At 51.8% G+C, this 24,400-nt stretch carries 23 protein-coding genes; 12 read left to right on the top strand and 11 right to left on the bottom strand.

Annotated elements, in window-relative coordinates:
* Window positions 1-170: 170 nt before the first annotated feature.
* On the top strand, window positions 171-1,136 hold the full coding sequence (gene lipA, locus GBAG_RS05205; RefSeq protein WP_034493979.1) for a lipoyl synthase: 966 nt from the start codon (window positions 171-173) through the stop codon (window positions 1,134-1,136).
* 97 nt (window positions 1,137-1,233) lie between these two features.
* Here lipA and tatE read toward each other — a convergent pair whose 3' ends face one another.
* Both tatE and GBAG_RS05195 read right to left on the bottom strand, forming a co-directional pair.
* Window positions 1,234-1,437, bottom strand: a complete 204-nt coding sequence (gene tatE / locus GBAG_RS05200) for a twin-arginine translocase subunit TatE (RefSeq protein ID WP_034493977.1) — start codon at window positions 1,435-1,437, stop codon at window positions 1,234-1,236.
* A gap of 127 nt (window positions 1,438-1,564) precedes the next feature.
* Window positions 1,565-2,353 carry a deaminated glutathione amidase gene (locus tag GBAG_RS05195; RefSeq protein WP_034493975.1) on the bottom strand — a complete coding sequence of 263 codons (789 nt, stop codon included), beginning with the start codon at window positions 2,351-2,353 and terminating at the stop codon, window positions 1,565-1,567.
* Between the two features lie 103 nt (window positions 2,354-2,456).
* Here GBAG_RS05195 and crcB point away from each other — a divergent pair, with 103 nt between their 5' ends.
* Window positions 2,457-2,840, top strand: coding sequence for a fluoride efflux transporter CrcB (gene crcB, locus GBAG_RS05190; RefSeq protein ID WP_034494575.1), 384 nt, complete (start codon window positions 2,457-2,459; stop codon window positions 2,838-2,840).
* A 212-nt stretch (window positions 2,841-3,052) separates the two neighbouring features.
* Here the strand turns inward: crcB and cspE are convergent, their stop codons facing one another.
* The 7 genes from cspE to GBAG_RS05155 all read right to left on the bottom strand — a co-directional run bounded on the left by cspE (window position 3,053) and on the right by GBAG_RS05155 (window position 10,816).
* Window positions 3,053-3,262, bottom strand: coding sequence for a transcription antiterminator/RNA stability regulator CspE (cspE, locus tag GBAG_RS05185; protein ID WP_004100146.1), 210 nt, complete (start codon window positions 3,260-3,262; stop codon window positions 3,053-3,055).
* 200 nt (window positions 3,263-3,462) lie between these two features.
* A complete protein-coding gene (gene pagP / locus GBAG_RS05180) occupies window positions 3,463-4,020 on the bottom strand; it encodes a lipid IV(A) palmitoyltransferase PagP (RefSeq protein ID WP_281629741.1) in 558 nt (185 codons plus the stop codon).
* Between the two features lie 190 nt (window positions 4,021-4,210).
* Window positions 4,211-7,330, bottom strand: coding sequence for an efflux RND transporter permease subunit (locus GBAG_RS05175; protein ID WP_034493973.1), 3,120 nt, complete (start codon window positions 7,328-7,330; stop codon window positions 4,211-4,213).
* Window positions 7,327-8,781, bottom strand: a complete 1,455-nt coding sequence (locus GBAG_RS05170; protein WP_034493971.1) for an efflux RND transporter periplasmic adaptor subunit — start codon at window positions 8,779-8,781, stop codon at window positions 7,327-7,329. The genes GBAG_RS05175 and GBAG_RS05170 overlap by 4 nt, the downstream gene beginning before the upstream one ends.
* Window positions 8,781-10,037, bottom strand: coding sequence for a TolC family protein (locus tag GBAG_RS05165; RefSeq protein WP_034493968.1), 1,257 nt, complete (start codon window positions 10,035-10,037; stop codon window positions 8,781-8,783). The genes GBAG_RS05170 and GBAG_RS05165 overlap by 1 nt, the downstream gene beginning before the upstream one ends.
* 11 nt (window positions 10,038-10,048) lie before the next feature.
* A complete protein-coding gene (locus GBAG_RS05160; protein WP_051873642.1) occupies window positions 10,049-10,396 on the bottom strand; it encodes a copper-binding protein in 348 nt (115 codons plus the stop codon).
* 66 nt (window positions 10,397-10,462) lie between these two features.
* A complete protein-coding gene (locus GBAG_RS05155) occupies window positions 10,463-10,816 on the bottom strand; it encodes a hypothetical protein (protein ID WP_051873641.1) in 354 nt (117 codons plus the stop codon).
* Window positions 10,817-11,259: 443 nt separating this feature from the next.
* Here GBAG_RS05155 and dcuC point away from each other — a divergent pair, with 443 nt between their 5' ends.
* The gene (gene dcuC / locus GBAG_RS05150) at window positions 11,260-12,642 is read left to right on the top strand and encodes an anaerobic C4-dicarboxylate transporter DcuC (protein WP_034493964.1); all 1,383 of its coding nucleotides are present in this window, start codon (window positions 11,260-11,262) and stop codon (window positions 12,640-12,642) included.
* An 18-nt stretch (window positions 12,643-12,660) separates the two neighbouring features.
* Here dcuC and dpiA read toward each other — a convergent pair whose 3' ends face one another.
* Window positions 12,661-13,341, bottom strand: a complete 681-nt coding sequence (dpiA, locus tag GBAG_RS05145; protein ID WP_034493962.1) for a two-component response regulator DpiA — start codon at window positions 13,339-13,341, stop codon at window positions 12,661-12,663.
* A complete protein-coding gene (gene dpiB / locus GBAG_RS05140; RefSeq protein ID WP_034493960.1) occupies window positions 13,310-14,971 on the bottom strand; it encodes a sensor histidine kinase DpiB in 1,662 nt (553 codons plus the stop codon). Before dpiB ends, dpiA begins: the two co-directional genes overlap by 32 nt.
* A gap of 381 nt (window positions 14,972-15,352) precedes the next feature.
* On the opposite strand from dpiB, the gene citC reads away from it, so the two are divergent.
* From citC to GBAG_RS05095, 9 genes are all read left to right on the top strand, one after another.
* Window positions 15,353-16,429 carry a [citrate (pro-3S)-lyase] ligase gene (citC, locus tag GBAG_RS05135; RefSeq protein WP_034493959.1) on the top strand — a complete coding sequence of 359 codons (1,077 nt, stop codon included), beginning with the start codon at window positions 15,353-15,355 and terminating at the stop codon, window positions 16,427-16,429.
* Window positions 16,426-16,722 (top strand): citrate lyase acyl carrier protein, encoded by a 297-nt coding sequence (gene citD, locus GBAG_RS05130; protein ID WP_034493957.1) that lies wholly within the window; start codon window positions 16,426-16,428, stop codon window positions 16,720-16,722. The genes citC and citD overlap by 4 nt, the downstream gene beginning before the upstream one ends.
* A complete protein-coding gene (gene citE, locus GBAG_RS05125) occupies window positions 16,719-17,627 on the top strand; it encodes a citrate (pro-3S)-lyase subunit beta (protein ID WP_156104858.1) in 909 nt (302 codons plus the stop codon). Before citD ends, citE begins: the two co-directional genes overlap by 4 nt.
* Before the next feature lie 9 nt (window positions 17,628-17,636).
* Window positions 17,637-19,157: a citrate lyase subunit alpha gene (gene citF / locus GBAG_RS05120; protein WP_034493953.1), complete on the top strand. Its 1,521-nt coding sequence runs from the start codon at window positions 17,637-17,639 to the stop codon at window positions 19,155-19,157.
* 3 nt (window positions 19,158-19,160) lie between these two features.
* On the top strand, window positions 19,161-19,712 hold the full coding sequence (gene citX, locus GBAG_RS05115) for a citrate lyase holo-[acyl-carrier protein] synthase (RefSeq protein WP_034493951.1): 552 nt from the start codon (window positions 19,161-19,163) through the stop codon (window positions 19,710-19,712).
* Window positions 19,684-20,574: a triphosphoribosyl-dephospho-CoA synthase CitG gene (citG, locus tag GBAG_RS05110; RefSeq protein ID WP_051873640.1), complete on the top strand. Its 891-nt coding sequence runs from the start codon at window positions 19,684-19,686 to the stop codon at window positions 20,572-20,574. Before citX ends, citG begins: the two co-directional genes overlap by 29 nt.
* A 26-nt stretch (window positions 20,575-20,600) precedes the next feature.
* Window positions 20,601-22,064, top strand: coding sequence for an anion permease (locus GBAG_RS05105; RefSeq protein ID WP_034493949.1), 1,464 nt, complete (start codon window positions 20,601-20,603; stop codon window positions 22,062-22,064).
* A gap of 96 nt (window positions 22,065-22,160) precedes the next feature.
* Window positions 22,161-22,961, top strand: a complete 801-nt coding sequence (rna, locus tag GBAG_RS05100) for a ribonuclease I (protein ID WP_034494568.1) — start codon at window positions 22,161-22,163, stop codon at window positions 22,959-22,961.
* Window positions 22,962-23,295: 334 nt separating this feature from the next.
* On the top strand, window positions 23,296-24,330 hold the full coding sequence (locus tag GBAG_RS05095; RefSeq protein WP_034493948.1) for an aldo/keto reductase: 1,035 nt from the start codon (window positions 23,296-23,298) through the stop codon (window positions 24,328-24,330).
* The last annotated feature ends 70 nt before the right edge of the window (window positions 24,331-24,400 follow it).

Below are 24,400 nucleotides of genomic sequence, written 5' to 3'. Positions count from 1 at the left end.
AAAAGCGCACAAACCAACAACTCATTTACAATTCTTTCCCCGTTTACTGCTCTGTCAGGCTGATTTCTCCCCTCCAGTGATGGTATACTGCGCGCGCTATTAAAAAATAGTTGATAAATAAAACATTCGATTAGCCTGATTTCGTTACTAGCAACTGGAATTTCTACGATATGAGTAAACCTATTGTAATGGAACGCGGCGTTAAGTACCGCGACGCCGATAAAATGGCTCTGATCCCGGTGAAAAACGTGGTGACTGAGCGCCAGGAGCTGTTAAGAAAACCAGAATGGATGAAGATCAAACTTCCATCTGATTCGACCCGAATTCAGGGTATCAAAGCGGCGATGCGCAAGAATGGTCTGCATTCGGTGTGTGAAGAGGCTTCCTGCCCTAACCTGGCAGAATGTTTCAACCACGGCACCGCGACCTTTATGATCCTTGGCGCAATCTGTACCCGCCGCTGCCCGTTCTGCGATGTTGCTCATGGTCGCCCTGTCGCACCCGATGCCAACGAACCCGGCAAGCTTGCTCAAACTATCGCTGACATGGCGTTACGCTATGTGGTTATCACGTCTGTTGACCGTGATGATTTACGCGACGGTGGCGCGCAACACTTTGCTGATTGCATCAGCGCAATCCGTGAAAAAAATCCGAGCATTAAAATTGAAACATTAGTCCCGGATTTCCGTGGGCGGATGGACAAAGCTCTGGAAATTCTGACAGCTACGCCGCCAGATGTGTTCAACCACAACCTGGAAAACGTACCTCGCATCTATCGTAAGGTTCGTCCTGGCGCTGACTATAACTGGTCGCTGAAGCTACTGGAGCGTTTTAAAGAAGCGCATCCGGATATCCCGACTAAATCAGGCTTGATGGTCGGTTTAGGCGAAACAAATGCTGAAATCGTAGAAGTCATGCGTGATTTACGCCGCCACGGCGTCACCATGTTGACGCTGGGGCAGTATTTGCAGCCAAGCCGTCACCACTTACCTGTTCAGCGTTATGTCAGCCCTGACGAGTTTGAAGAGATGAAAGCCGAAGCGCTGGCGATGGGCTTCACTCACGCAGCTTGTGGCCCGTTTGTTCGCTCTTCTTACCATGCGGATCTGCAGGCAAAGGGGATGGAAGTAAAATAACGATGTAACAAATCGTTACTTTTAATTTGCAGCTCGCAAAAAAAACCGGCATTTGAGATGCCGGTTTTTTTATATCTGTTCGAAAGCTGTGTTTTGATCAGTCTTTATGCGTAATACGATCAGAGACTGCATCAGTATTGGTGGCAGACTTTGCACCTGCTTCGTCTTCATTCATCGCTTTCTTAAAGCCCTTGATTGCCGCGCCAAGATCACCACCGAGGGTGCGCAACTTCTTGGTGCCAAATAACAAAACAATCAGCGCACCGACAACCAACAACTTTGTAATACTAATCTCGCCCATAACAACCTTCTTAATCATGCGTGCCGTGAATACGGCGAATAATACACTGAGACAATTAACGGTCATTTTCTCGTGCGATACAATAGCAACCTGTAACAAGTTGGATCAAGATCAGGTTAAAAATCACTCATAACAAATGCGGTAAAGCAAAACGCCGATTTTTTAGCACCGGCAACATAGCTCGTACTTCACTTAAATATTGGCTTTCCAGTTCAGCATAAAACAAAGCGGGTCGCTGATTGGCTGCCGCCATCACCACACCAAGCGGATCAACAATTTGGCTGTGCCCGATATTCTTATTACCGCACTCGCCAGAGGCCACAACATAGCATGTTGTATCGAGCGCGCGTGCTGCCAGAAGCGTTGACCAGTGCATTTCTTTATTAGGCCCTCGCAACCAGGCTGCGGGGAGGACTAAAACCTCCGCCCCCGCCAACGCCAGGTTTAATGCCATCTCTGGAAAACGCAGATCGTAGCAGGTCATCAATCCCACTTTAAATCCTGCAACTTCAATCAACGGTGGCAACGCATTACCGGCATCAACAAGACGCGATTCCTGTACATTAAACGCATCATAAAGATGAAGTTTCTGATAACGGGCAATGACTTCGCCCTTACGAATCGCCAGTAAGGTGTTTGCAGCCCGCCCTGCTGTCGTTTTGACGTGCAGAGTCAGAATCGTCGTCAATTGATTATTGCGGCTTTGCTCGCAAAGTGGCTGAATAAACTCATGATGGACTGCCTGCGCAGATTTCACCGACAAATCGGGGTCATTATCGTCACGCGCCAGTACCGCCTCAGGTAAAACAAGTAAATCTGCCCCATCAGCCTGAGCTGTGTCCATATAGTGAAGACATGTTTGCACGTTTTCCTGCCAAAGGTGACTCACGGCAAATTGCCCTATTGCAACTTTCATGTGGTTTCTCTCCAGGCTGCGAATAAATCATTATACCCAGTGTGAAATTTTCCGTGCTGACGTTACACTCAAACACTTTAATAAGAACGAACAGGAAACTACTGTGTTGCAAATGCTATTAGCCGTATTCATTGGCGGCGGAACGGGGAGCGTTGTGCGCTGGCTTTTGAGTATGAGACTTAACCCTGTGCATGCTGCCCTTCCGATTGGAACTTTGACCGCAAACCTGGTGGGCGCGTTTATTATCGGATTGGGTCTGGCGCTGTTTACTCGCATGACACACCTCGATCCCGTCTGGAAATTGTTAATCACTACCGGCTTTTGTGGCGGTTTGACCACCTTTTCGACCTTCTCCGCAGAAGTGGTTTTCTTGCTTCAGGATGGTCGACTTGCATGGGCTGCGCTAAACATACTGCTAAATCTCGCAGGCTCACTCACCATGACCGCTCTCGCATTTTGGATAGTTTCTCTCGCATACGGCCAATAATTAACCTCGCGTTAAGGTTAGCTTAATTTATGTCTGCCACTCTGGTTGAAAATTAGCGTGGGGCATAATAATGAAAGAACGTGTTGCAGGGTGGACGGCTGTGCTGATGAGCACGCTGATCGTGATGTGCTTTGTGAAAATTTATCTATTTTCCTGAATTTAAAACAAAAAAAACCCGCCTTAGCGGGTTTTTATATTCTACTGGTAAAGCCTTAGATAGGCATTACGTTTGCAGCAGATGGGCCTTTGGCACCGTTAGTGATTTCAAACTCAACGCGCTGACCTTCAGCCAGGGTTTTGAAACCATTGCTCTGGATTGCAGAGAAGTGTACGAACACGTCTTTGCTACCATCTTCCGGAGTAATGAAGCCAAAGCCTTTTGACTCGTTAAACCACTTAACGTTACCTTTAATCTTAGACATCTAAATTACCTTTACATGAAAAACGACACAAATGCTGTGTCGGACATCAGTACACCAATTGTGGTGGATTTTGTCCAGTCCCGATTTGAGAAAAAGTGCTAAAAATTGCTACCTCTTTTAAAAACTGTGCAGTAGACCTTATTTTTGAAAGTCAGATAATAGCGATACATGTTGTGCATGATTTCAGCCATTACCGCGCATCAGAATTGGAAGCGTAACCAGGCAAAGTAAACGTTACCGTTGTTGTAGGTTCCTGGGATATAGGTCATCTGGAACGTCGCCGGGCCATAACCCACAGAGGCCAACGGCAATATCACTGGGATCGGAATGTAATTCCAGTTGTCGCGCGCGGTGGCGCCCAGCGTGTAGCCGAGCCCCAGACGGAAGTTATCATCAGCCAACGGACGCCAGATTTTCTCCCAGCCGTAGCCGCCAATCGGTTCCCATTTGTTATAGGAATCTTTAAATACCATCAGATACAAACCGTGCCAATTTCCGCTATCGTCCCAACGATCCTGACCAAAACCAATCCCCCACGGGCGCTCGTTATAGCGATCGGTTTTTTCTTTATCGTAGGCAAATCGCGCATGCCAGGTGATGGCAGGCACGTATAAATCATAATGTTGCGGTTCATTCCACGTTTGTGAAACGTTATCCGTTAAAGTATTCCAGGCATCACCTAAAACGCTACTTTGATTAGCCAGTGCGACTGGCATTATCATTAGCGATGAAAAGAAAACAATACAGGAAATGACAATTCTTTTTGTTAGAGTCACATTAATTTCCACTTCAAAAATCAATATACAACCTAACAAATTATATATGAACAATAGTTAAATAAACGCGTAGTAAATTCCTAAAGATGTTTAACTTCGTCGAATTAATGGCCGATAAAAACATTACCCCAGCCATTATCTGAAAATCAAAAGATGGTGGGGTAACTTACTATTATTTATCTCTTTTTAATAAAACATACATTGCAGGAATCACCAGCATCGACAATAGCGGTGCCGTGATCATTCCGCCAATCATCGGCGCAGCAATTCGGCGCATCACTTCAGAACCAGTACCGTCACCCCACATGATAGGCAGTAAACCCGCCATGATCGTCGCCACCGTCATCACTTTTGGCCTTACGCGCAGCACCGCACCTTCATGCAATGCCCGCATTAACATCGGCTTGCCACCCAAAGGGTCCAGTGCTTTATGCCGTGCAATCGCCTGATTCAAATAAAGCACCATAATGACACCAAATTCAGCGGCGACTCCCGCCAAAGCAATAAACCCTACAGCGCCCGCGACCGACAAATTATATCCCAGTAAATAAAGCAACCAGACTCCGCCGATAAGTGAGAATGGTAAGGTACCCATTATTAATAATGCATCGCTCACGCGCGAGAATGTCACGTAAAGTAAGACAAAAATAATAACAAGCGTAAATGGTAGGACTATTCTTAATTTAGCGCTCGCTCGTTCTAAATATTCAAATTGCCCTGACCAGGATAATGAAACACCTTCCGGTAATTTAACTTGTTGTGAAACGGCACGTTGCATATCTTCCACCGCCGATTTTAAATCTCGCCCACGCAGGTCGACATAAACCCAATTAGATAAACGCGCGTTTTCACTTTTCAGCATTGGCGGTCCGTCGGTAATGCTGATATCGGCCAGTTCAGAGAGTGCAATCTGGCTGCCATTTGCCGTAATAACAGGTAGGTTTTTCAGCTTTTGGACGTTATCACGCATTTCTCGAGGGTAACGAACATTGATGGGATAGCGCTCACGTCCTTCTATTGTTTCACCAATGTTTTGCCCGCCAATCACCGTCGCCACTAACGACTGCAACTCTTTGACCGACACGCCATAACGAGCCGCTTTCAGTCGGTCGATATTGATATCCACATAGCGTCCGCCACCTAATCTTTCCGCAAGCGCGGAAGTCACACCCGGAACCTGTTTCACCACCCGTTCGATTTGCTCGGCAACTTGCTCAATAGCAGCGATATTGTTGCCATTAACTTTGATACCCACCGGGCTTTTGATGCCCGTTGCCAGCATATCCAGGCGGTTACGGATCGGTGGCACCCAAACGTTGGCGATGCCCGGTACTTTCACCACGCTATCGAGTTCACTCACCAGTTTGTCCATCGTCATTCCTGGTCGCCATTGGTCACGCGGTTTAAAACGAATCGTCGTTTCAATCATCGTTAGCGGTGCGGGATCGGTCGCAGTATCTGCCCGCCCTGCTTTACCAAAAACCGTCGCCACTTCGGGCACCGTTTTGATGAGCCTGTCGGTTTGTTGCAGTAAATGTCCGGCTTCACGGGCAGAGATACCAGGTAATGTCGAAGGCATGTACAGCAAATCACCTTCATCAAGCGGCGGCATAAATTCGCTGCCGAGTCGACTGAGCGGCCATAGCGTCGCCACCAGCACTAACCCGGCAATGACCAACGTAGTTTTTGGGCGCACCAGCACTTTGTCGAGAAGCGGTTCATAAGCCGCAATCAGCCAGCGGTTAATAGGGTTCGCCTTTTCATCCGGGATTTTTCCACGGATAAAATAGCCCATCAGCACTGGCACCAGAGTGATCCCCAGGCCTGCGGCCACCGCCATGGCGTAGGTTTTAGTAAACGCCAGCGGCGAGAACATTCGCCCTTCCTGCGCCTCAAGGGAAAACACCGGAATAAACGACAGCGTGATAATCAGCAAACTACAAAACAGCGCAGGCCCGACTTCCACTGCAGCCTGTTCAGACAGACGCCAGTAATCAGCGCCTGTTGGCTGTTTATCCGGGTTGTCGTGCCGCCACTGCTCCAGCACTTTGTGCATGTTTTCGATCATCACGATGGCCGCATCGACCATCGCGCCTATGGCAATCGCGATCCCCCCCAGCGACATGATGTTGGCATTCACGCCCTGGTAATGCATGACAATAAATGCACCCAATATGCCCAGCGGCAACGTTATCATCGCCACCAGCGCTGAGCGGAAGTGGAATAAGAACAAGGCACAAATAATCGCTACCACGATAAACTCTTCCAGAAGCTTATGCGAAAGCGTTTCAATTGCGTTTTCAATCAGATGCGAGCGGTCGTAGACCGGAACAATTTCGACACCCGTGGGCAAACTTTTCTGGATTTGCTGAAGTTTGGCTTTTACCGCATTGATGGTATCCAGCGCATTTTTGCCATAGCGCATGACAATAATGCCGCCAGCGACTTCACCTTCACCGTTAAACTCAGCTACACCCCGGCGTATTTCCGGCCCCATACGCAACGTGGCCACATCGCTCAGTAACACAGGGATGCCTTCACGTGTGGTAATAACGACTTGTTTGAAGTCATTGAGGTTTTTTAAATATCCTGCGGTGCGAACCATGTATTCAGCTTCGCCCATTTCGATGACCGAACCGCCCCCTTCCTGGTTGGCACTTTGCACCGCATCTATCACCTGTTGATGCGTGATATTCAGCGCCCGCATCCGTTGTGGGTCGAGCACTATCTGGTATTGCCGCACCATGCCGCCAACACTTGCGACCTCCGACACGTTCGGCACCGTTTTTAGCTCGAACTTAAGCGTCCAATCTTGCAGCGCCCGTAAATCTGCCAAACTGTGTTTCCCGCTTCGGTCCACCAGCGCGTATTCATACACCCAGCCAACGCCCGTGGCATCTGGTCCCAACGACGCTTTGGCCTCTGCGGGAAGCTGCGATTGCACCTGGCTTAAATATTCGAGCACCCGTGAACGCGCCCAGTAAGGGTCGGTGCCATCTTCAAATAAAATGTAAACATACGAATCCCCAAACATCGAAAAGCCACGTACCGTTTTAGCCCCGGGGACTGAAAGCATGGTGGTGGTGAGTGGATAAGTAACCTGATCTTCAACGACTTGCGGCGCTTTACCTGGGTAGTTGATACGAATAATCACCTGCACATCAGAGAGATCAGGCAGCGCATCAAGCGGCGCGCGTTGCAGTGACCAAATCCCCCACGCCGCCATCATGATTGCCGCCAGTAAAACCAGCAGCCGGTTTTTGAGTGACCAACGAATCACGGTAGCAATCATTTCATCGCCCCCGCCATTGGCATCAGATGAGTGATAGCTGCACCATTTTCGTCATCCATGGTGAAACTAAACATCACGTTATCGCCGACTTTAATGCCCTTAGCATCCGTTGCGGATTTCAACGCAAAATCCATCGTCATTGCACTCCATTTGAGCGCTGGAATAGGCTTATGCGAAAGCGTGATTGCGTCATCAGCGATCCCTTTCACCACAGCCTCTCCCTCGTATTCCTGCGCGGTAGAGGATGCCGCTTTTTCCTCTGGTAAAGCACTGCGCAAGCTGGCTTCGGAATCAATCAGGAACTGCCCGGAAGTCACAACTTTGTCGCCCTCTTTCAGCCCCTGTTTAATCTCCACCCAGCCATTTTGAGCCGTACCCACCACCACGTTAACCGGGTTAAAATGGCCGTCATTCTGTGTCACTAACACCCGGCTGGCACTTCCGGTTTCAATCAGTGCTTCTTCAGGAATCGCCAACACCGGCGGCAGGGCAGGCGAGTTCGCCAGCGTGACATTGAGGTACATGCCCGGCTTGAGTTTCATTTGCGAATTTTCCAACACAATGCGCGCTTTCAGCGTGCGCGTAGTGGTTTCCATATTGGGGAGCAACTCACTCACACGCCCGTGGAAAGTCTCTCCCGGCCAGCTATCCGATGAAGCCTGAATTTCGCTTCCCACTTGCAGCACCTGTGCCTGAGTTTGCGGGTAATCAATCACAATCCACACCGACTCGAGACTGGCAATTTCAAATAGCGGCGCGGTGGCCGCAACTTGCGCGCCTTCTCGCGTATCCAGCTTATTGATATAACCCGCCTGTTTTGCCCGCACGGTGACACGCGTCTGCGGCCTTCCCGTTTTCTCCACCAGGCGAATAATCTCCGCAGGCATAAACTGGAGTTGCAGGCGTTCACGCGCGGCAGACGTTAACGCGCTGTCGCCCAACTGGCGCACGGCCAGATACTCTTGTTGAGCCGCCGTCCACTCTGGTATCCATAATTGAGCCAACGGCTCACCTGCCTTAACGAATTGCTGTGGCGCATTGACAAACAGCTTCTCAACCACGCCATTAGCGCTGGCCGGGATTATCTGCACGCTGCGTTCGTCCGTTGAAACCGTAGCAAATGCATCAAACTGATAATCCAGCACTTTCTTCTCAACCTGCGCCGTTTTAATACCCAGATTCTGCTGTTGGCGAGCGCTTACTGTCACCCCACCTTCTTCCGTGGCTTCACCCGCGTAACGCGGCACCAGGTCCATATCCATAAACGGTGATTTTCCGGGTTTATCAAAACGCTGACCGGGCGTCATCGGGTCATACCAATAGAGAACTTTCCGTTCAGATTGAGCCGCTGGAGCGAGGGTACCGTGGCTTTGCTTGCCCGCGTAATACCCCGCGCCGAGTGCGCCCGCAATGGCGAGTGCGACTAAAGAGAGCTTGGTTATTGTTTTCATTATTGGTTTTCATCCTGTGGCGTCAGATAGCGAATAGCGGCCCAGGTTTCAGCCACGGATTTCTCCGCGCTATTCGCGGTCAGTTCGGTATCAAGTAGCGTGCGGCGGGCATTGAGCAAATCGGAAAGCGTGGATTGCCCGGAGCGGTATTGCGCTTCAATCAGTGAAAGGCGCTGGCGTTGCAGGGGTAGAATTTCTTCTTGCTGGCGCTGCCAGAGGGTTTGAGCGGCCTGATATTGCGCCACCAGCGTACGAACCAGAGCCACGCGCTCGCGTTTCGCTAAAGCCAATTGATCGTTAGCCTCCATTGATCGCGACATATCAGCCGCCAGATCTTTGTCCTGGCGTTGAGATTTAAACATCGGTAAATCAACGGTAAACATCACGCCCGCCATGTCGTCGTAATCATCAGCGCGATGGGCGTAGTACACCTCAACGCCAACATTCGGCTTCGCGGCTACCGCAGACTGAGCCGAACGCGCTTTGGCAACATCAGCCTCGCGCGCCGCTTCAATCACTTCAGGATGCAGCCCGACGCTTTGCTCAAGAACAGCAGGGTCCGCAGGCAGGCGCTGATAACGGGGTAACGAGCCACGTGCGTTATCAATTTGTTCGCCGGTTAATTGCAGTAAACGAGTCTGAGCCAGCGTCACATCACGCTGTGCGAGGGTCACTTTGTCCTGCATGCCTAAAAGCGTCATACGAATATCCATGACGCTGGATGCCGGTGAGCTGCCACTGGCCACCGTGGCTTTTTGCACGCCAATCTGGCGCTCGGTTTCTGCGACCAGTTTTTGAGCAGCCGTCAGGACCTTTTGTGACAACGCTAAATCCAGCCACGCCTGGGCGGCCGATCTTTGCAGCGTCGCGCGAATCACCTCAGCTTTTGCGACACTGCTGGCTGACTGAGCCAGAATCGTTTCTGCTTTGCGGTCGCGTTTATCCTCGCTGACGTAATCTTGCATGATACCGATACGCTGCATGGTCATGCCTTCTCGGGTAAAACGGTGGCTGTTGCTGCCCTGTACCGGGACGTTTTCAATGCCAAATTTCAGTTTTGGGTCGGGTAACTGGCGAGCAGAATCCGCCATCGCATTCAGGGCATTACTCTGATTACGGTTAGCAGAAAGTTCTGCGGAATAGTGAACGGCCGCGGCCAGGGTCTGTTGCAGGCTGAACTCTGCCGCATGAGCGGCAGAGACAGACGCAGCAACCAGCACCCCGCCGAGCCATAAGCTCAGGGAATGTTGTTTCATGGCGGCCTCGGTTACTTAGTCGGCGTAACGGAGGCGAGTTGGTACCCTTCAGCCTGCTGGCTAAAAGTGAAATCAACCGTGTCACCTGCTTTCACCGTCGGCAATGAACCCGCATCAGGCAGGCTGAAGGTCATCGTCATTGCGGGCCAGTTAAGAGCAGCGATAGGTTTGTGGGCGATAGAAATGGAATCGGCGGTCACTTTCTTTATGACACCGTGACCGTGATAAATTTCGGCGGCCCCAGCCGGAGTCATCGACATCTCATGAGACATCTCGTGGGAAGCGGCGTGAGCCACAGAAAAGAAAGCAAAAACGGACAGCGCAGCGGCTGCAAAGGAACGTGCAAAAATAGCAGACATAAAAAATCTCCAGAACCAAAGTCAAAGGATGAAATCCGTAAGGGATGAACCAAGACAGTGCTGGAGTTATTCTCTAAAACGACAAAACCGTATTGTGGCGGGAGGGCCGGTTGCAGGTGGGGTTAACAGCGCAACGGAAGTGACCACTTCCTGACATTCAGGGATCACTAAGGCCAGAGTGTCAGTGACCGGCAATGCGACCAACGAACTATAGCCATTATCTTTTTGCATCACGTCCGGAATGCAGTGCTTATCACACAGTGTTCCTTTTGCTTTCACCCTATCCCACTGGTTTTCCATCAGCATATGTTCGCTATGCTGAACAGAAAGTGAGGACGCGCTAATTTCTACCGGGCAGTCGTGCGATGCCACCGCGACCTGGCTGTTGACAAACAGCCAGCCAAACGCCAACAGCAGCATCAAAAGATGCTTCCTGAAAAAGCGTAAACGGCTTGTCGACCAGAAAGTGGATTGCAAGGTATTGCCCCTGAAATATGCGAGGCGGCAGTATAAGCATCATAGCTTTTTAATTTAAAGGGATTTTTAGTTGTTTTACATTTAGCTAAATAATTAACAATTACGTAATATAATCTTAATTAAACACCCTCCAAATGATTATTAACAAAGCAATAAGCGATATAAATATATACCGCTAATCAATAAGTAAATGTCATAATTGCAATGCTGTCGACAAAAGTGTCATGACGGCAGTACGAAGCTGACTAAATTTGATGCTCATCAGAAATCTGCGCCAATGATTCAGGCAGATTGGCACCGTTTTCGCTGACGACTGCAAAGCGTCTTATTATTTTATTTCTGGCATGGCGTTGCGTTGAGATACCTGAACGCAACAGGGGGCTTTAATGCTGACAACTATTGAATTACTTATTGGGGTTGTGGTTATTGTTGGTGTAGCTCGCTACATCATCAAAGGCTACTCCGCTACCGGCGTGTTATTCGTCGGCGGCTTAACGTTACTGATTATTAGTGCCTTGATGGGCCACAAAGTTTTACCTGCCAGCGCTGAAAGCACAGGCTATACCGCAACTGACATCGTCGAATATGTCAAAATCCTGCTGATGAGCCGTGGTGGCGATCTCGGCATGATGATCATGATGCTTTGCGGTTTCGCATCGTACATGACGCACATCGGCGCTAACGATATGGTGGTTAAGCTTGCCTCTAAGCCACTGAAGTTAATTAACTCACCGTACATTCTGATGATTGCCGCCTATTTTGTGGCGTGTCTGATGTCTCTGGCAGTTTCCTCAGCGACTGGCCTGGGCGTGTTGTTGATGGCGACCCTGTTCCCGGTCATGGTCAACGTGGGTATTAGCCGTGGTGCGGCGGCTGCAATTTGCGCCTCCCCTGCTGCAATCATCCTCTCCCCGACTTCAGGCGACGTGGTGTTAGCCGCGAAAGCTGCGGAAATGTCATTGGTTGATTTTGCCTTTAAAACCACCGTGCCAATTTCTATCGCTGCCATTATTGCCATGGCGATTGCCCACTTCTTCTGGCAACGTTACCTGGATAAAAAAGAAAACGTCAGCCATGAAATGCTCGATGTCAGCGAAATCCAGACTACCGCACCGTCTTTCTATGCCATTCTGCCGTTTACACCCATTATTGGCGTGCTGATTTTCGACGGTAAATGGGGTCCGCAGCTGCATATCATCGCCATTTTGGTTATCTGTATTCTGATTGCTGCGGTCATTGAGTTCTTCCGTAGTTTCAAAGCACAAACCGTCTTCTCCGGTCTGGAAGTCTGCTACCGCGGCATGGCTGATGCCTTTGCTAACGTGGTCATGCTGTTGGTTGCCGCAGGCGTATTCGCACAAGGACTGAGCACCATTGGCTTTATCCAGAGCCTGATTTCCATTGCGACGTCGTTCGGTTCCGCAAGCATCATTCTGATGCTGGTGCTGGTCGTGCTGACCATGCTGGCTGCAATGACCACCGGTTCCGGTAACGCGCCGTTCTATGCCTTTGTAGAGATGATCCCGAAACTGGCTCATTCCTCCGGCATTAACCCGGCGTATCTGGCGATTCCTATGCTGCAAGCCTCAAACCTTGGCCGTACCATTTCTCCGGTATCCGGTGTGGTCGTCGCGGTGGCAGGTATGGCAAAAATCTCACCATTTGAAGTCGTGAAACGTACTTCAGTGCCGGTTGCTGTCGGGCTGATTGTGGTGATTATTGCCACCGAAATCCTGGTGCCTTCTGCCGCGGCAGTTATTGGCGGTTAAACCCGTTCGCATACCCGCTCACAGCGATCTATATGTGCGCTGTGGGCGTCCTACTTTTCCATAAACAATCTCCGCCATAATCTGCTGTCGCCCTGCGGAAAACTCAAGATAACGCCTCGCTGTAGTACGACTCAGTTTCAACTCCTGGGCCACGGTTTCTGCGGTATGCCGCGCATCCGGGTCAGCAAATAACAGCTGCACTTTGGCCAGAGTTAACGCATCAATACCCGCGGGCAATTCCTCTTTGCGCTCGCCACGCGCATAAGCATTAAACATGTCGTCAATCTGCCGCTGGCTGGCGCTCGCATGGCTGACGAGCAATTGCATTCGCTGCTGATAACGTTCGAGCGTTTGGCTCAGGCGCTCATAAGCAATCGGCTTCACCAGATAATCAAAGACACCCCCACGCACCGCCTCCGCCACAGTTTCCATATCGCTTGCAGCCGTAGTAAACACCACGCCACCAGCAAAACGCGCCTGGGTCAGCTCGTGCAAAAGCGTGATGCCTTTGCCATCGGGTAAATAATTATCCAGCAGAATCAGTGCAGGTTTAAAACGCTCAATCATCATTCGTGCCTGCGCTAAATTGCCCGCAAGCCACACCTGCCCACAACCGTGGAATCGACGAATAAACTCGGCATGCATTTCTGCCAGTGGAGTTTCATCTTCAACAATCAGAATCGTTAGAGCTTGAGCCATAAATGATCTTCACTTTCGGAATAAAAACAGTAAATAAAGAGCCGGACGGTTCATTATCTTCAATCGTAATAATACCGCCGCACCGCTCCACATAGCTGGCAATAAGATACAGCCCGATGCCGTGTTCTCCGGGCGCATCAGTTTTGGTGCTGACGCCCTGGTCAAAAATCACTTCGCGCAAGGCTTCAGGCACCCCGCAACCGCTGTCAGCCACCTCAATAATCACTTCATTGCCTTCATCACTTAACCAAAGCTCAATGCTCTTATCACTCTCGGGATAATTCAGGCAGGCTTCAAAAGCGTTATCCAGCAGATTACCCACTACGGCGGCAAACTCGGTGCTGTCCAGCCCTTCCGGCAAATGGCGAAGCTGGCTGCCTGGGGTAATGTTGAGGATCAGTCCCAACTCCCTGGCACGCTGCCACTTACCGAACAGCAGCCCCGCGACCTGTCGGTCATCAAAGAAACCGCGCAGGAAATCAATTAAATCCTGCTGTGCCTGCGACTCGCCTTTCACCATCGCCAGCACCTGGTCGTATTCTTTCATTTGCAGCAGACCACTGAGCGTAGACATCCAGTTAAGGTGTTCGTGCCTTAACGCACGCAGGCTATCAACGTATTGTTTAACCTGCGTCAATTGTGCATTGAGAGCGCTGATTTCATCTTTACTGCGAAAGCTGATAATCGCGCCTAACAGTTCATCGCCGGACCAAATCACCCCGCGATTGGCAATCACATTCAAACCGTTAAAAGTACACAGCACATCCCGCCGTTCTTGTTCGATGTGTTCCGTGAAAAAGGATGCAGGGTGCACCACTTCGGCGATAGGTTTTGCCAGCCACTGCCTTCCCGGTGAGCTTAACCCCAGCATTTTACGCGCATTGCGATTAATCGCCGTGATAACACCGTCGGGATCGACGGCGATCAACCCTTCAAATACCGAGCCGAATAACGCCTCCTGCTGGCGCACCACCTGAGCAATCTGCTGCGGTTCCATGCCTAACATCTGCCTGCGGATATGGGCGGCAAAAAACCACGACAACAGCAGTAAAATCACCAGAATCAGGACAAACACCCCAACCAGCGGCAGGAGAAAATCAAGTCGCCAGCTATCTATTTTGCTGACCAGATACCCCAGCGACACCACCCCGATGACTTTCCCCTGCTCGTCAAAAATTGGCGTTTTGGCACGCATCGCCAGGCCAATCGAGCCTTTGCCGGTAATAAAGTAGCTTTCACCCTTTTCCAGCGCTCCGGGTTTTGTCCACTGCATCGGCCGGCCGATTTGTTGAGGATTGGGATGATAAAGCCGGATGGAGTTGCGGTCGCCAATGACCACATAATCAAAATCAGAACCCGTTGCCATCTTGCCGACAATTTCGGACAGACGCTGACTGTCTCTGTTTTTTACCGCCTCAACCAGGCTGTCATTAGACGCAATAATTTTCGCCTGATGCATCGCCATATCACGCACATGGTTGGTCAGATAATCTTCAAAACTGGCGGATAAATACTGGCCAAGTGCCGCCATTAACAGAAGGGAAATCAGGAGGAGTAATAAAAAAATGCGTAGCGGAAAGGCAATGTGACGTAGAAATCGAAACTCTTTCGCGGGGGTTTTGCCAAACATTGCCATTCCTTTATTAGCACCTTAAATAGCAGGCGAATGTAACCAATTTGTTTTCAAACGCGCCCATCAAAACGGCTCAAATCGTTACAGATTCCGTACATTAAATCAATTAAACAAATAAAAAGCGCTACTCAACTCACAGTGGAAATAATTAAGAAAATAAAAACCATTAAGTCTATTTAAACCACTTAACCCTTTGTGAAATATATCAAAATTAAAAAATCAATTTATCCGTACGATCGTTAAATTCGCACAGAAGCCTTAACAATGTCGCGATGGGAATGATTGAAAACAAAATGTTATTCATTTGCGACAATCGGCAACACATTTATTTCAACAAATTTCCACCCACTCAATTATTCGCGTGGCAAAAGGATTTTCATGTTCAGTAATACCGTATTAGCCCGGGTTAAACGCGCAGAAAATAAAAAGATGGCTGAGATTACGCGTTTTCTCCGTGCCAACTCGCTGAGCATCGATACCACGGTAGAAATCTTTATTACCCTAACCCGTGACGAACAGCTTATTGCCTGCGGGGGAATTGCCGGAAATATCATTAAGTGTGTCGCCATCAGTGAATCTGCCCGCGGTGAAGGTTTAGCCCTGACGCTCGCAACTGAATTAATCAATTTAGCCTTTGAGCGACAAAGCACCCATCTTTTCATCTACACCAAAAGTCACAACGAAGCGCTATTTAAACAGTGCGGCTTTTATACTCTCGCCAGCGTGCCTGGCGTCATGGTGCTGATGGAAAATAGCGCCACGCGCCTGCAACGTTACGCCAGTTACCTCACCACACTGCGCCATGACGGCAATAAAATCGGCTGCATCGTGATGAACGCCAACCCGTTCACTCTCGGCCACCGCTATCTGATTCAAAAAGCGGCCGCACAATGCGACTGGCTGCATGTATTTATGGTGAAAGAAGACACCTCGCGCTTCCCTTACGAAGACCGCCTCGCACTGGTGCGAGCTGGCACCGCCGACATCGCCAAAATCACCGTTCATCGTGGCTCGGAGTACATGATTTCTCGCGCCACTTTCCCCTGCTACTTCATCAAAGAGCAGAGCGTGATTAACCACTGCTACACCGAAATCGACTTACAGATTTTCCGCCAACACCTCGCTCCCGCACTGGGTATCACGCACCGATTTGTTGGCACCGAACCCTTCTGCAAAGTCACCGCCGGATACAACGCCGATATGTGCCAACGCCTGACCTCGCCAGCCGACAGCTCCCCGCCCATTGAACTGGTGGAAATTGAGCGCCTGCGCTATCGCGGCGTATCCATTTCCGCCTCCCTCGTGCGGCAATTGCTGGTGAAAAAAGATTTCGCAGCCATTGAGCACCTCGTCCCGGAAGCGACCCGAGAATATTTGCAAAACCTGCTTGCCACGCGATCAGAAAGCGCCGCTGACAGGCAACCGGAACCCGCATTACAAACAGGTGAAAAATGAAAATTACCCGCCCCGCCGTCGCCGGCACGCTTGAGTCGGGAGATGTGATGATTCGCATTATCCCGCTCGATACCCAGGAAATTGACCTGCAAATCAACAGCAGCGTTGAAAAGCAGTTTGGCGCAGCGATCCGCGCCACGCTGATGGAAATTCTCACGCGCTATGACGTGCGTGGCGTTCAACTGAACGTGGATGATAAAGGCGCGCTGGACTGCATTCTTCGCGCACGTCTTGAAACGTTACTGGTTCGTGCCAGCGACGTTGGTGCTCTGCCGTGGGAGGAATGCCAGTGATTGCCCCTATCGCCCAGCAGCGGAAAACCCGCACCCGCCGCAGCATGCTGTTCGTCCCCGGTGCGAATGCTGCCATGGTCAGCAACGCCTTTATCTACCGCGCCGACGCGCTGATGTTTGATCTCGAAGACTCGGTGATTTTGCGCGAGAAAGACGCAGCGCGCCGTCTCGTCTACCACGCCCTACAGCACCCGCTGTATCAGGAAATCGAAACCATCGTACGCGTTAACGCGCTGGACTCTGAATACGGTCTGGCTGACCTGGAAGCGGTCGTGCGCGGTGGTGCCGATATTGTTCGTCTGCCGAAAACCGATTCTGCTCAGGATGTTATCGACATCGAGACTGAAATTGCGCGCATTGAAACCCAGTGCGGTCGCGAAGCCGGAAGCACAGGTCTGCTGGCGGCAATTGAATCCGCACAGGGCATTACGCAGGCGGTGGCCATTGCCCATTCCTCGCCCCGGCTTATCGGTATTGCGTTAGGCGCAGAAGACTATGTGCGCAACCTGCGCACCGAACGTTCACCTGAGGGCGTTGAACTGCTGTTCGCTCGCTGTTCAATCCTTCAGGCGGCGCGCGCAGCAGGGATTCAGGCGTTCGATACCGTCTATTCCGATGCCAATAACGAAGCCGGATTTTTACATGAAGCGGCCCACATCAAACAGTTGGGATTTGACGGCAAATCACTGATCAACCCGCGCCAGATTGAACTCCTGCATAACCTTTATGCCCCGACCCGCAAAGAGGTCGACCATGCACAACGCGTCGTGGAAGCCGCCGAAGCCTCCGCTCGCGAAGGGCGCGGCGTCGTTTCGCTCAACGGCAAAATGGTAGACAGCCCGGTAATCGAACGCGCACGTCTGGTACTCGCCCGGGCAGCGCTTTCTGGCCTTCGTGAAGAATAAGGAACCACAATGACTCACACTCAACGACAGGAACGCCTCAACGCCTGGCAACGCCGCAGCGAAAGCGATATCCAGGCTTTCCAGAACGCGTCCAAACTGAACCAGCAAACGCAAAAGCCACGCGACAAAAAACTGTGCGCCTCGCTTGATGAAGCCATTCGCCGTTCCGGGCTACACGACGGGATGACAATCTCCTTTCACCACGCGTTTCGCGGCGGCGATCTGACGCTAAACACCGTGATGGAAGCTATCGGCCGGATGGGCTTTAAAAATCTGACGCTGGCTTCCAGCTCATTAACCGATTGCCATGCGCCGCTGGTCGAGCATATCCGCAACAACGTCGTCAGCCGTATTTATACCTCCGGGCTGCGCGGCGAGCTTGCTGAAGAGATCTCTCGCGGATTGCTGGCCGAACCGGTGCAAATCCACTCCCACGGTGGCCGCGTGCAACTGATCAAAAGCGGCGAGCTGAAAATTGACGTCGCATTTCTCGGTGTTCCTTCCTGCGATCCCTTCGGTAACGCCAACGGCTACACCGGCAAAGCCTGCTGCGGCTCGCTGGGTTACGCGAAAGTAGACGCAGAAAATGCCCGCCAGGTGGTTTTGCTGACCGAAGCCCTGCAGCCCTACCCGCACAATCCCGCCAGCATCCCGCAGGATCATGTGGATTTGATCGTTCAGATCGACCGCGTCGGCGATGCCGACAAGATCGGCGCAGACGCCACCCGCATGACCTCCAATCCTCGCGAGTTGTTGATTGCCCGAAGTGCGGCCGATGTGGTGGTGAACTCCGGTTATTTCAAAGAAGGCTTTTCCCTGCAAACCGGCACCGGCGGCGCATCCCTTGCCGTCACCCGTTTTCTGGAAGACAAAATGCGCAGCCGTGGCATTCACGCGGCTTACGCGCTGGGGGGCATCACCTCCACAATGGTTGATCTGCATGAAAAAGGGTTAATCAAAAAGTTACTCGACGTGCAGAGCTTTGACCGCATCGCAGCCGAATCGCTGGCGCACAACCCGAACCACATCGAAATTAGCGCCAACCAGTATGCCAACTGGGGTTCGAAAGGTGCATCTGTAGACCGACTGGATGTCGTCGTGCTCAGCGCGCTGGAAGTGGACACGCGTTTTAACGTCAACGTGCTGACCGGTTCGGACGGCGTGCTACGCGGCGCCTCCGGCGGCCACTGCGACACTGCCGTGGCCGCCGCGCTGTCGATTATCGTCGCGCCGCTGGTTCGTGGACGCATTCCTACTCTGGTAGATGAAGTGACAACCTGCGTTACGCCTGGCTCAAGCGTCGATATTCTGGTCACAGACCACGGTATCGCCGTCAACCCGGCGCGCCCGGAACTGGCGGAAACCCTCAAAGAAGCGGGAATGAAAGTCGTCTCCATCGAATGGTTACGCGAACGCGCCGGACTCCTCACCGGAAAACCGCAGCCGATTGAATTTACCGACCGCGTGATTGCGGTGGTGCGCTACCGCGACGGCTCGGTTATCGACGTCGTTCGCCAGGTAAAGGAGTAAACGATGCCGCTGTATCTTACCTCTGCAACCCACGCCGTTGTTACGGTGCCGGAAATCATCGCCAGCCGTGATGCACGCCAGACCCGCCAACAGTCCTGGCTGGAACGCCATGGTGTAACGCTGGTTTCGTTTACCATCGTTGCGCCTGGGCCTGTAAAAGACACAGAACTGACGCGACGTATCTTTAATCATGGTCTTAGGGAGTTACGCCACCTGGCAGAGCTTTCCGGCTGGGAAATCAAAAAACAGACTTGCCTGCCTTTAGCCACCGGGCCGGAAGGATTACTGGCAATAGATGCGCCAGCCATGAGTGTGAAACTGGCGACCATCGGGCTTGAGCAGTCGCACCCGCTGGGCAGGCTTTGGGATCTGGATGTGCTCACTGCGCACGGGCAAATTCTTTCGCGTAGCGACTTTGACCAGCCGCCACGCGATTGCCTGATTTGCCAGCGTAATGCCAGCCTGTGTGCTCGGGAGCAAACCCACTCGCTTTCTGAGCTGCACACCCGCATGGAGGCACTGTTAGATGCTGCCGAAAACGCTGCCCACGCTTGATGCCGATATCGTCGCGGGCTGCTGTGACCTCGCATGGCGCGCGATGCTGACTGAAGTCAACCTCTCCCCAAAACCAGGCCTGGTCGACAGCTTTAACTGCGGGGCGCACAAAGACATGGCGCTGGAGGATTTTCATCGCAGCGCCGAAGCCATCCGCCACTGGTTGCCGCGTTTTATGGCGTCAGGTGCCCGTCACGCCAACTGTCCAGCACATGAAGCGCTCGCGGACCTGCGCGTGATTGGCATGGGTTGTGAAGCCGATATGTTCCGCGCAACGGCTGGCGTCAACACCCATAAAGGCACCATTTTTTCCCTGGGATTGCTGTGTGCCGCCATCGGGCGCTTGTATCAGCAGCGGCAAGTTATTTCGCCAGCAGCTGTCGGTAAAACCGTCGCCAATTATTGCCAGGGTTTAACCGGTCGCGAACTGCAAAACGGCAACGCCCAACACACCGCCGGGCAACGCCTTTACCGCCAGATGGGGCTAACAGGGGCACGCGGAGAAGCCGAGGCTGGCTATCCGCTGGTGCTCAGACTCGCCCTTCCCCATTACCGCACACGCCTGGCGGCAGGAAGTGACTCCGAACTCGCGTTGCTCGACACTTTGCTGGTGCTGATGTCCGTCAACAACGACACCAACGTCGCCTCGCGCGGCGGAAGCGCCGGCCTTCAATGGTTGCAACAACACGCCCAAACACTGTTACGCCGGGGTGGTATTCGTCAACCCGCCGATCTGAGCCACCTGCACGAATTTAACCAGCAATGTATCGAACGCAATCTCAGCCCTGGCGGCAGCGCAGATCTGCTGATCGTCACCCATTTTTTAAGCGAACTAATGCCCTACACACTCAACACGAATTAATAAAAATCCTTACTGGAGAATCAGTTATGTCTGTTTCAAAAGATAAAATATGGAAGTTACTGGCCCCGCTAGTGGTGATGGCCGTGATGCTGCTTATTCCAGTGCCCGACGGCATGCCTCCGCAGGCGTGGCACTACTTTGCAATCTTTGTCGCCATGATTGTCGGCATGATTCTGGAGCCGATTCCAGCAACGGCAATCAGCTTTATCGCCGTGACGATTTGCGTCATCGGCAGCGATTACCTGCTGTTCGACGCTAAAGAACTGGCAGACCCTGCATTTGACGCCGGAAAACAGGCGCTGAAATGGGGGCTAGCGGGCTTCTCAAGCACCACGGTCTGGCTGGTATTCGGGGCGTTTATCTTCGCGCTGGGTTATGAAGTCACCGGGCTGGGTCGCCGTATCGCGCTGTTTATGGTGAAATTCATGGGCAAGCGGACGCTGACGCTCGGCTACGCGATTGTCATCATCGATGTGCTGCTGGCACCGTTTACCCCGTCAAACACCGCACGAACCGGCGGCACCGTATTCCCGGTAATCAAAAACCTGCCGCCGCTGTTCCAGTCCTTCCCCAACGATCCTTCATCGCGCCGCATCGGGAGTTACCTGATGTGGATGATGGTGATCAGTACCAGTCTTAGCTCCTCGATGTTTATCACCGGGGCAGCACCTAACGTGCTGGGGTTGGAGTTCGTCAGCAAAATTGCCGGTATCCAGATAAGCTGGATGCAGTGGTTTTTAAGTTTCCTGCCCGTGGGGATCATCTTGCTGATTGTCGCCCCATGGCTTTCTTATGTGCTGTATAAACCAGAAGTGACGCACAGCGCGGAGGTGTCTGGCTGGGCCAGCAGCGCATTAAAAGAGATGGGTGCATTAACACGCAAAGAGATGATTTTAATCTGTTTAGTGTTACTGAGCCTCGGGTTATGGGTGTTCGGCGGTGAAATCATTGATGCCACCGCGGTGGGTTTACTGGCGGTGTCGCTGATGCTGGCGCTGCACGTCGTGCCGTGGAAAGACATCACCAAATATCACAGTGCCTGGAACACGCTGGTGAACCTCGCCACGCTGGTCGTTATGGCAAGCGGCCTGAGCCGGTCCGGTTTCATCGACTGGTTTGCCAATACCATGAGCTCGCACCTTGAAGGATTCTCGCCTAACGCCACGGTGATCGTGCTGGTTCTGGTGTTCTACTTTGCGCACTATCTGTTCGCCAGCCTTTCGGCCCACACGGCTACTATGCTGCCGATGATCCTCGCCGTAGGTAAAGGTATTCCGGGCGTACCCATGGAGCACTTGTGCATCCTTCTGGTGCTGTCCATCGGCATAATGGGCTGCCTGACGCCTTATGCCACCGGCCCTGGCGTGATTATCTATGGCTGCGGTTATGTGAAATCCAAAGATTACTGGCGATTAGGTGCCATTTTTGGCGTGATCTATATCAGCCTGTTGTTGTGCGTCGGCTGGCCGATTCTGGCCCTCTGGAGCTAACGGTCAGTCATTCTGGAAACAAGCGTCTCTGTGAGGCGCTTTTTTTATGGTTAAATATGATGACTTCTGGAAGCCCGAGCGAGAAAACGCATGAAAATGACGTGGCAAAACACGCTAATTCTGACCTCTTTACTGTCCACCAGCTCCCTGCTGCAAGCGCAGCCGCTGACCGCCAGGCAATATGGCGATTTTGATCGTTATGTCCTGGCGCTATCCTGGCAAACGGGCTTTTGCCAAAGCATGCATGAACGCAATCGCAATGAGCCTGCCGAGTGTAAAACGCAGCAAGAACAAAATGATAAACGTGCCTTTTTGACGGTGCATGGTCTGTGGCCTGGTTTGCCAAAGTCAGTGGCAGCAAGGGGTGTAGATGAAAAGCGCTGGATGCGTTACGGCTGCTCTACACGCCCGGTTCCTAACATGGCCGAGGTACGCGGCTCGCAAAAATGCCAGGCACCTGCGCCTGCATTAACCCCAGATATCGCCAGCCAGCTCGCCGGAGTCATGCCGGGCGCAGGCGGCCAGTCATGCCTGGATCGTTATGAATTTGCCAAACATGGCGTCTGTTTTGGTTTCAACCCTAATGCCTATTTCGGCACCATGGTGCGCCTGAATAGTGAATTTAAACAAAGCGCTTTTGGAAACTTTTTGGCTGAAAACTACGGCAAAATCGTGACGCGAAAAGCCTTCAATAAAGCGCTGGAAAAAAGCTGGGGAGACGATGCGGTAAAAGCGGTAAAACTGACCTGCAACGGGAATCCGGCTTACCTGACTGAAATGCAAATCTCTCTGGATGCAGCAAAAATTAACGGCCCTTTAAACGAAGATTCATTCGCTAAACAGAAAAACCCGGGCAACTGCGCGAAGCAATTCCGCCTGGATGCGGTAGGTTATTAATCACCAAAGCGGTGGATGACGCCTGCGGCTTATCCACCCTACAAAACCCGTTCTTTCACGTTTTCGTCGGTCAGGATCTCCGATTCGAGTTCCTACTCCGACCCGCTCCGGCAACCCCCGTAAGACATATGGGGGAAATGGTGAGTTGCAACCTATGCACTACACTCTAGTGAAATTAAAAATCTCCTCTGCATTCCCTCCTTTCGATAGTTTTCAGCTGATGGCTACAGTTTTCACGGACGTTGAGTCTACTTCTGAGGTTACCGCTGTCTGACCAATCGCGGTTCTCTCATATACAGATATGTTCGCGAAACAACCTTTAAGAGGTGAAGCCATGCGTTACCGCATCTTTGGAAATACAGGTCTTAGAGTCTCAACCCTCGCCCTCGGCACGGGTAATTTCGGCAACGGTTGGGGTTATGGCGCTGACAAAGAAGAAGCCCGTAATATCTACACCCGCTACCGTGAAGCCGGTGGCAACTTTATTGATACGGCTGACCAATATCAGTTTGGTCAATCAGAAACGATGCTCAGCGATTTCATCGCTACCGAACGCGATGATATTGTGCTGGCGACCAAATTTTCCCTCGGCGACTCGCTTGAAGCGGGCCTTCAACGCTCCGGTAATAGCCGCAAATCCATGGTGAATTCCCTTGAGGCAAGTCTCAAACGCTTAAAGACGGATCACATCGATTTACTTTGGGTGCATATGCCTGATGGAGTCACACCTGTCGATCAAATCGCGCGAGCCCTCGATGACCTGATACGTTCAGGTAAAATTCTCTACGCCGGGCTTTCTGATTTCCCGGCATGGCGTGTCGCAACCGCTGCCACCGTGGCTGAACTTCGCGGCTGGTCTTCTGTATCCGCGGTGCAGTTGGAATACAGTCTGGTGGAACGCTCGGCAGAACGCGAGCTGTTGCCTATGGCGGAGGCTTTTAACCTGGGTGTGGTGAGCTGGTCACCTTTAGGCGGCGGTTTGCTTACCGGCAAATATCGCAAAGGTGAATCCGGGCGTGCACAAGGTCTGGGCGCGGTCATTCATGATGAGAGCAATCAAATAAAAACTGCCACGGTGGATGCAGTACTGGCGATTGCTGATGAAACGGGATATCCCCCAGGGCAAATCGCCATCGCGTGGGTGCTCGCTAAGGGAACGCTACCGATTATTGGCCCACGGACAGCGGAACAACTTGCGGATAATCTCGCATCGGTAAATGTTCAACTGACGGGGGAACAACTATCACGCCTGGACGCCGCAAGCGCAATTTCGCTTGGTTTCCCGCATGACATGGTCGCGGCTTCTGCCCCGTCGCTGGGCGGTGGAAAGCATGAGCTGATTGATACAGCCATTCGAACCGTCCGTTAATTTCACGCAGGAATAAACGCCATGTATTTAAGTTACCGCCTGCGGGTTCAGACGGTAACGCATTCATATT

The organism is Buttiauxella agrestis ATCC 33320 (assembly GCF_000735355.1).
GTDB classification, from domain to species: domain Bacteria; phylum Pseudomonadota; class Gammaproteobacteria; order Enterobacterales; family Enterobacteriaceae; genus Buttiauxella; species Buttiauxella agrestis.
Note: the sequence above shows the minus strand (reverse complement) of the source record. Positions and strands in the feature narration are given on the sequence as shown.

What these genes read in the sequence shown, in the direction of transcription:
- GBAG_RS05095 (WP_034493948.1), top strand. Translation starts at nt 23,296, where the DNA reads ATGCGTTACCGCATCTTTGGAAATACAGGTCTTAGAGTCTCAACCCTC.
- citC (WP_034493959.1), top strand. Translation starts at nt 15,353, where the DNA reads ATGTTCAGTAATACCGTATTAGCCCGGGTTAAACGCGCAGAAAATAAA.
- tatE (WP_034493977.1), bottom strand. Translation starts at nt 1,437, where the DNA reads ATGGGCGAGATTAGTATTACAAAGTTGTTGGTTGTCGGTGCGCTGATT.
- citD (WP_034493957.1), top strand. Translation starts at nt 16,426, where the DNA reads ATGAAAATTACCCGCCCCGCCGTCGCCGGCACGCTTGAGTCGGGAGAT.
- GBAG_RS05195 (WP_034493975.1), bottom strand. Translation starts at nt 2,353, where the DNA reads ATGAAAGTTGCAATAGGGCAATTTGCCGTGAGTCACCTTTGGCAGGAA.
- GBAG_RS05155 (WP_051873641.1), bottom strand. Translation starts at nt 10,816, where the DNA reads ATGCTGCTGTTGGCGTTTGGCTGGCTGTTTGTCAACAGCCAGGTCGCG.
- citX (WP_034493951.1), top strand. Translation starts at nt 19,161, where the DNA reads ATGCCGCTGTATCTTACCTCTGCAACCCACGCCGTTGTTACGGTGCCG.
- GBAG_RS05165 (WP_034493968.1), bottom strand. Translation starts at nt 10,037, where the DNA reads ATGAAACAACATTCCCTGAGCTTATGGCTCGGCGGGGTGCTGGTTGCT.
- citF (WP_034493953.1), top strand. Translation starts at nt 17,637, where the DNA reads ATGACTCACACTCAACGACAGGAACGCCTCAACGCCTGGCAACGCCGC.
- cspE (WP_004100146.1), bottom strand. Translation starts at nt 3,262, where the DNA reads ATGTCTAAGATTAAAGGTAACGTTAAGTGGTTTAACGAGTCAAAAGGC.
- GBAG_RS05105 (WP_034493949.1), top strand. Translation starts at nt 20,601, where the DNA reads ATGTCTGTTTCAAAAGATAAAATATGGAAGTTACTGGCCCCGCTAGTG.
- GBAG_RS05170 (WP_034493971.1), bottom strand. Translation starts at nt 8,781, where the DNA reads ATGAAAACAATAACCAAGCTCTCTTTAGTCGCACTCGCCATTGCGGGC.
- GBAG_RS05175 (WP_034493973.1), bottom strand. Translation starts at nt 7,330, where the DNA reads ATGATTGCTACCGTGATTCGTTGGTCACTCAAAAACCGGCTGCTGGTT.
- rna (WP_034494568.1), top strand. Translation starts at nt 22,161, where the DNA reads ATGACGTGGCAAAACACGCTAATTCTGACCTCTTTACTGTCCACCAGC.
- dcuC (WP_034493964.1), top strand. Translation starts at nt 11,260, where the DNA reads ATGCTGACAACTATTGAATTACTTATTGGGGTTGTGGTTATTGTTGGT.
- dpiB (WP_034493960.1), bottom strand. Translation starts at nt 14,971, where the DNA reads ATGTTTGGCAAAACCCCCGCGAAAGAGTTTCGATTTCTACGTCACATT.
- dpiA (WP_034493962.1), bottom strand. Translation starts at nt 13,341, where the DNA reads ATGGCTCAAGCTCTAACGATTCTGATTGTTGAAGATGAAACTCCACTG.
- citG (WP_051873640.1), top strand. Translation starts at nt 19,684, where the DNA reads ATGCTGCCGAAAACGCTGCCCACGCTTGATGCCGATATCGTCGCGGGC.
- lipA (WP_034493979.1), top strand. Translation starts at nt 171, where the DNA reads ATGAGTAAACCTATTGTAATGGAACGCGGCGTTAAGTACCGCGACGCC.
- GBAG_RS05160 (WP_051873642.1), bottom strand. Translation starts at nt 10,396, where the DNA reads ATGTCTGCTATTTTTGCACGTTCCTTTGCAGCCGCTGCGCTGTCCGTT.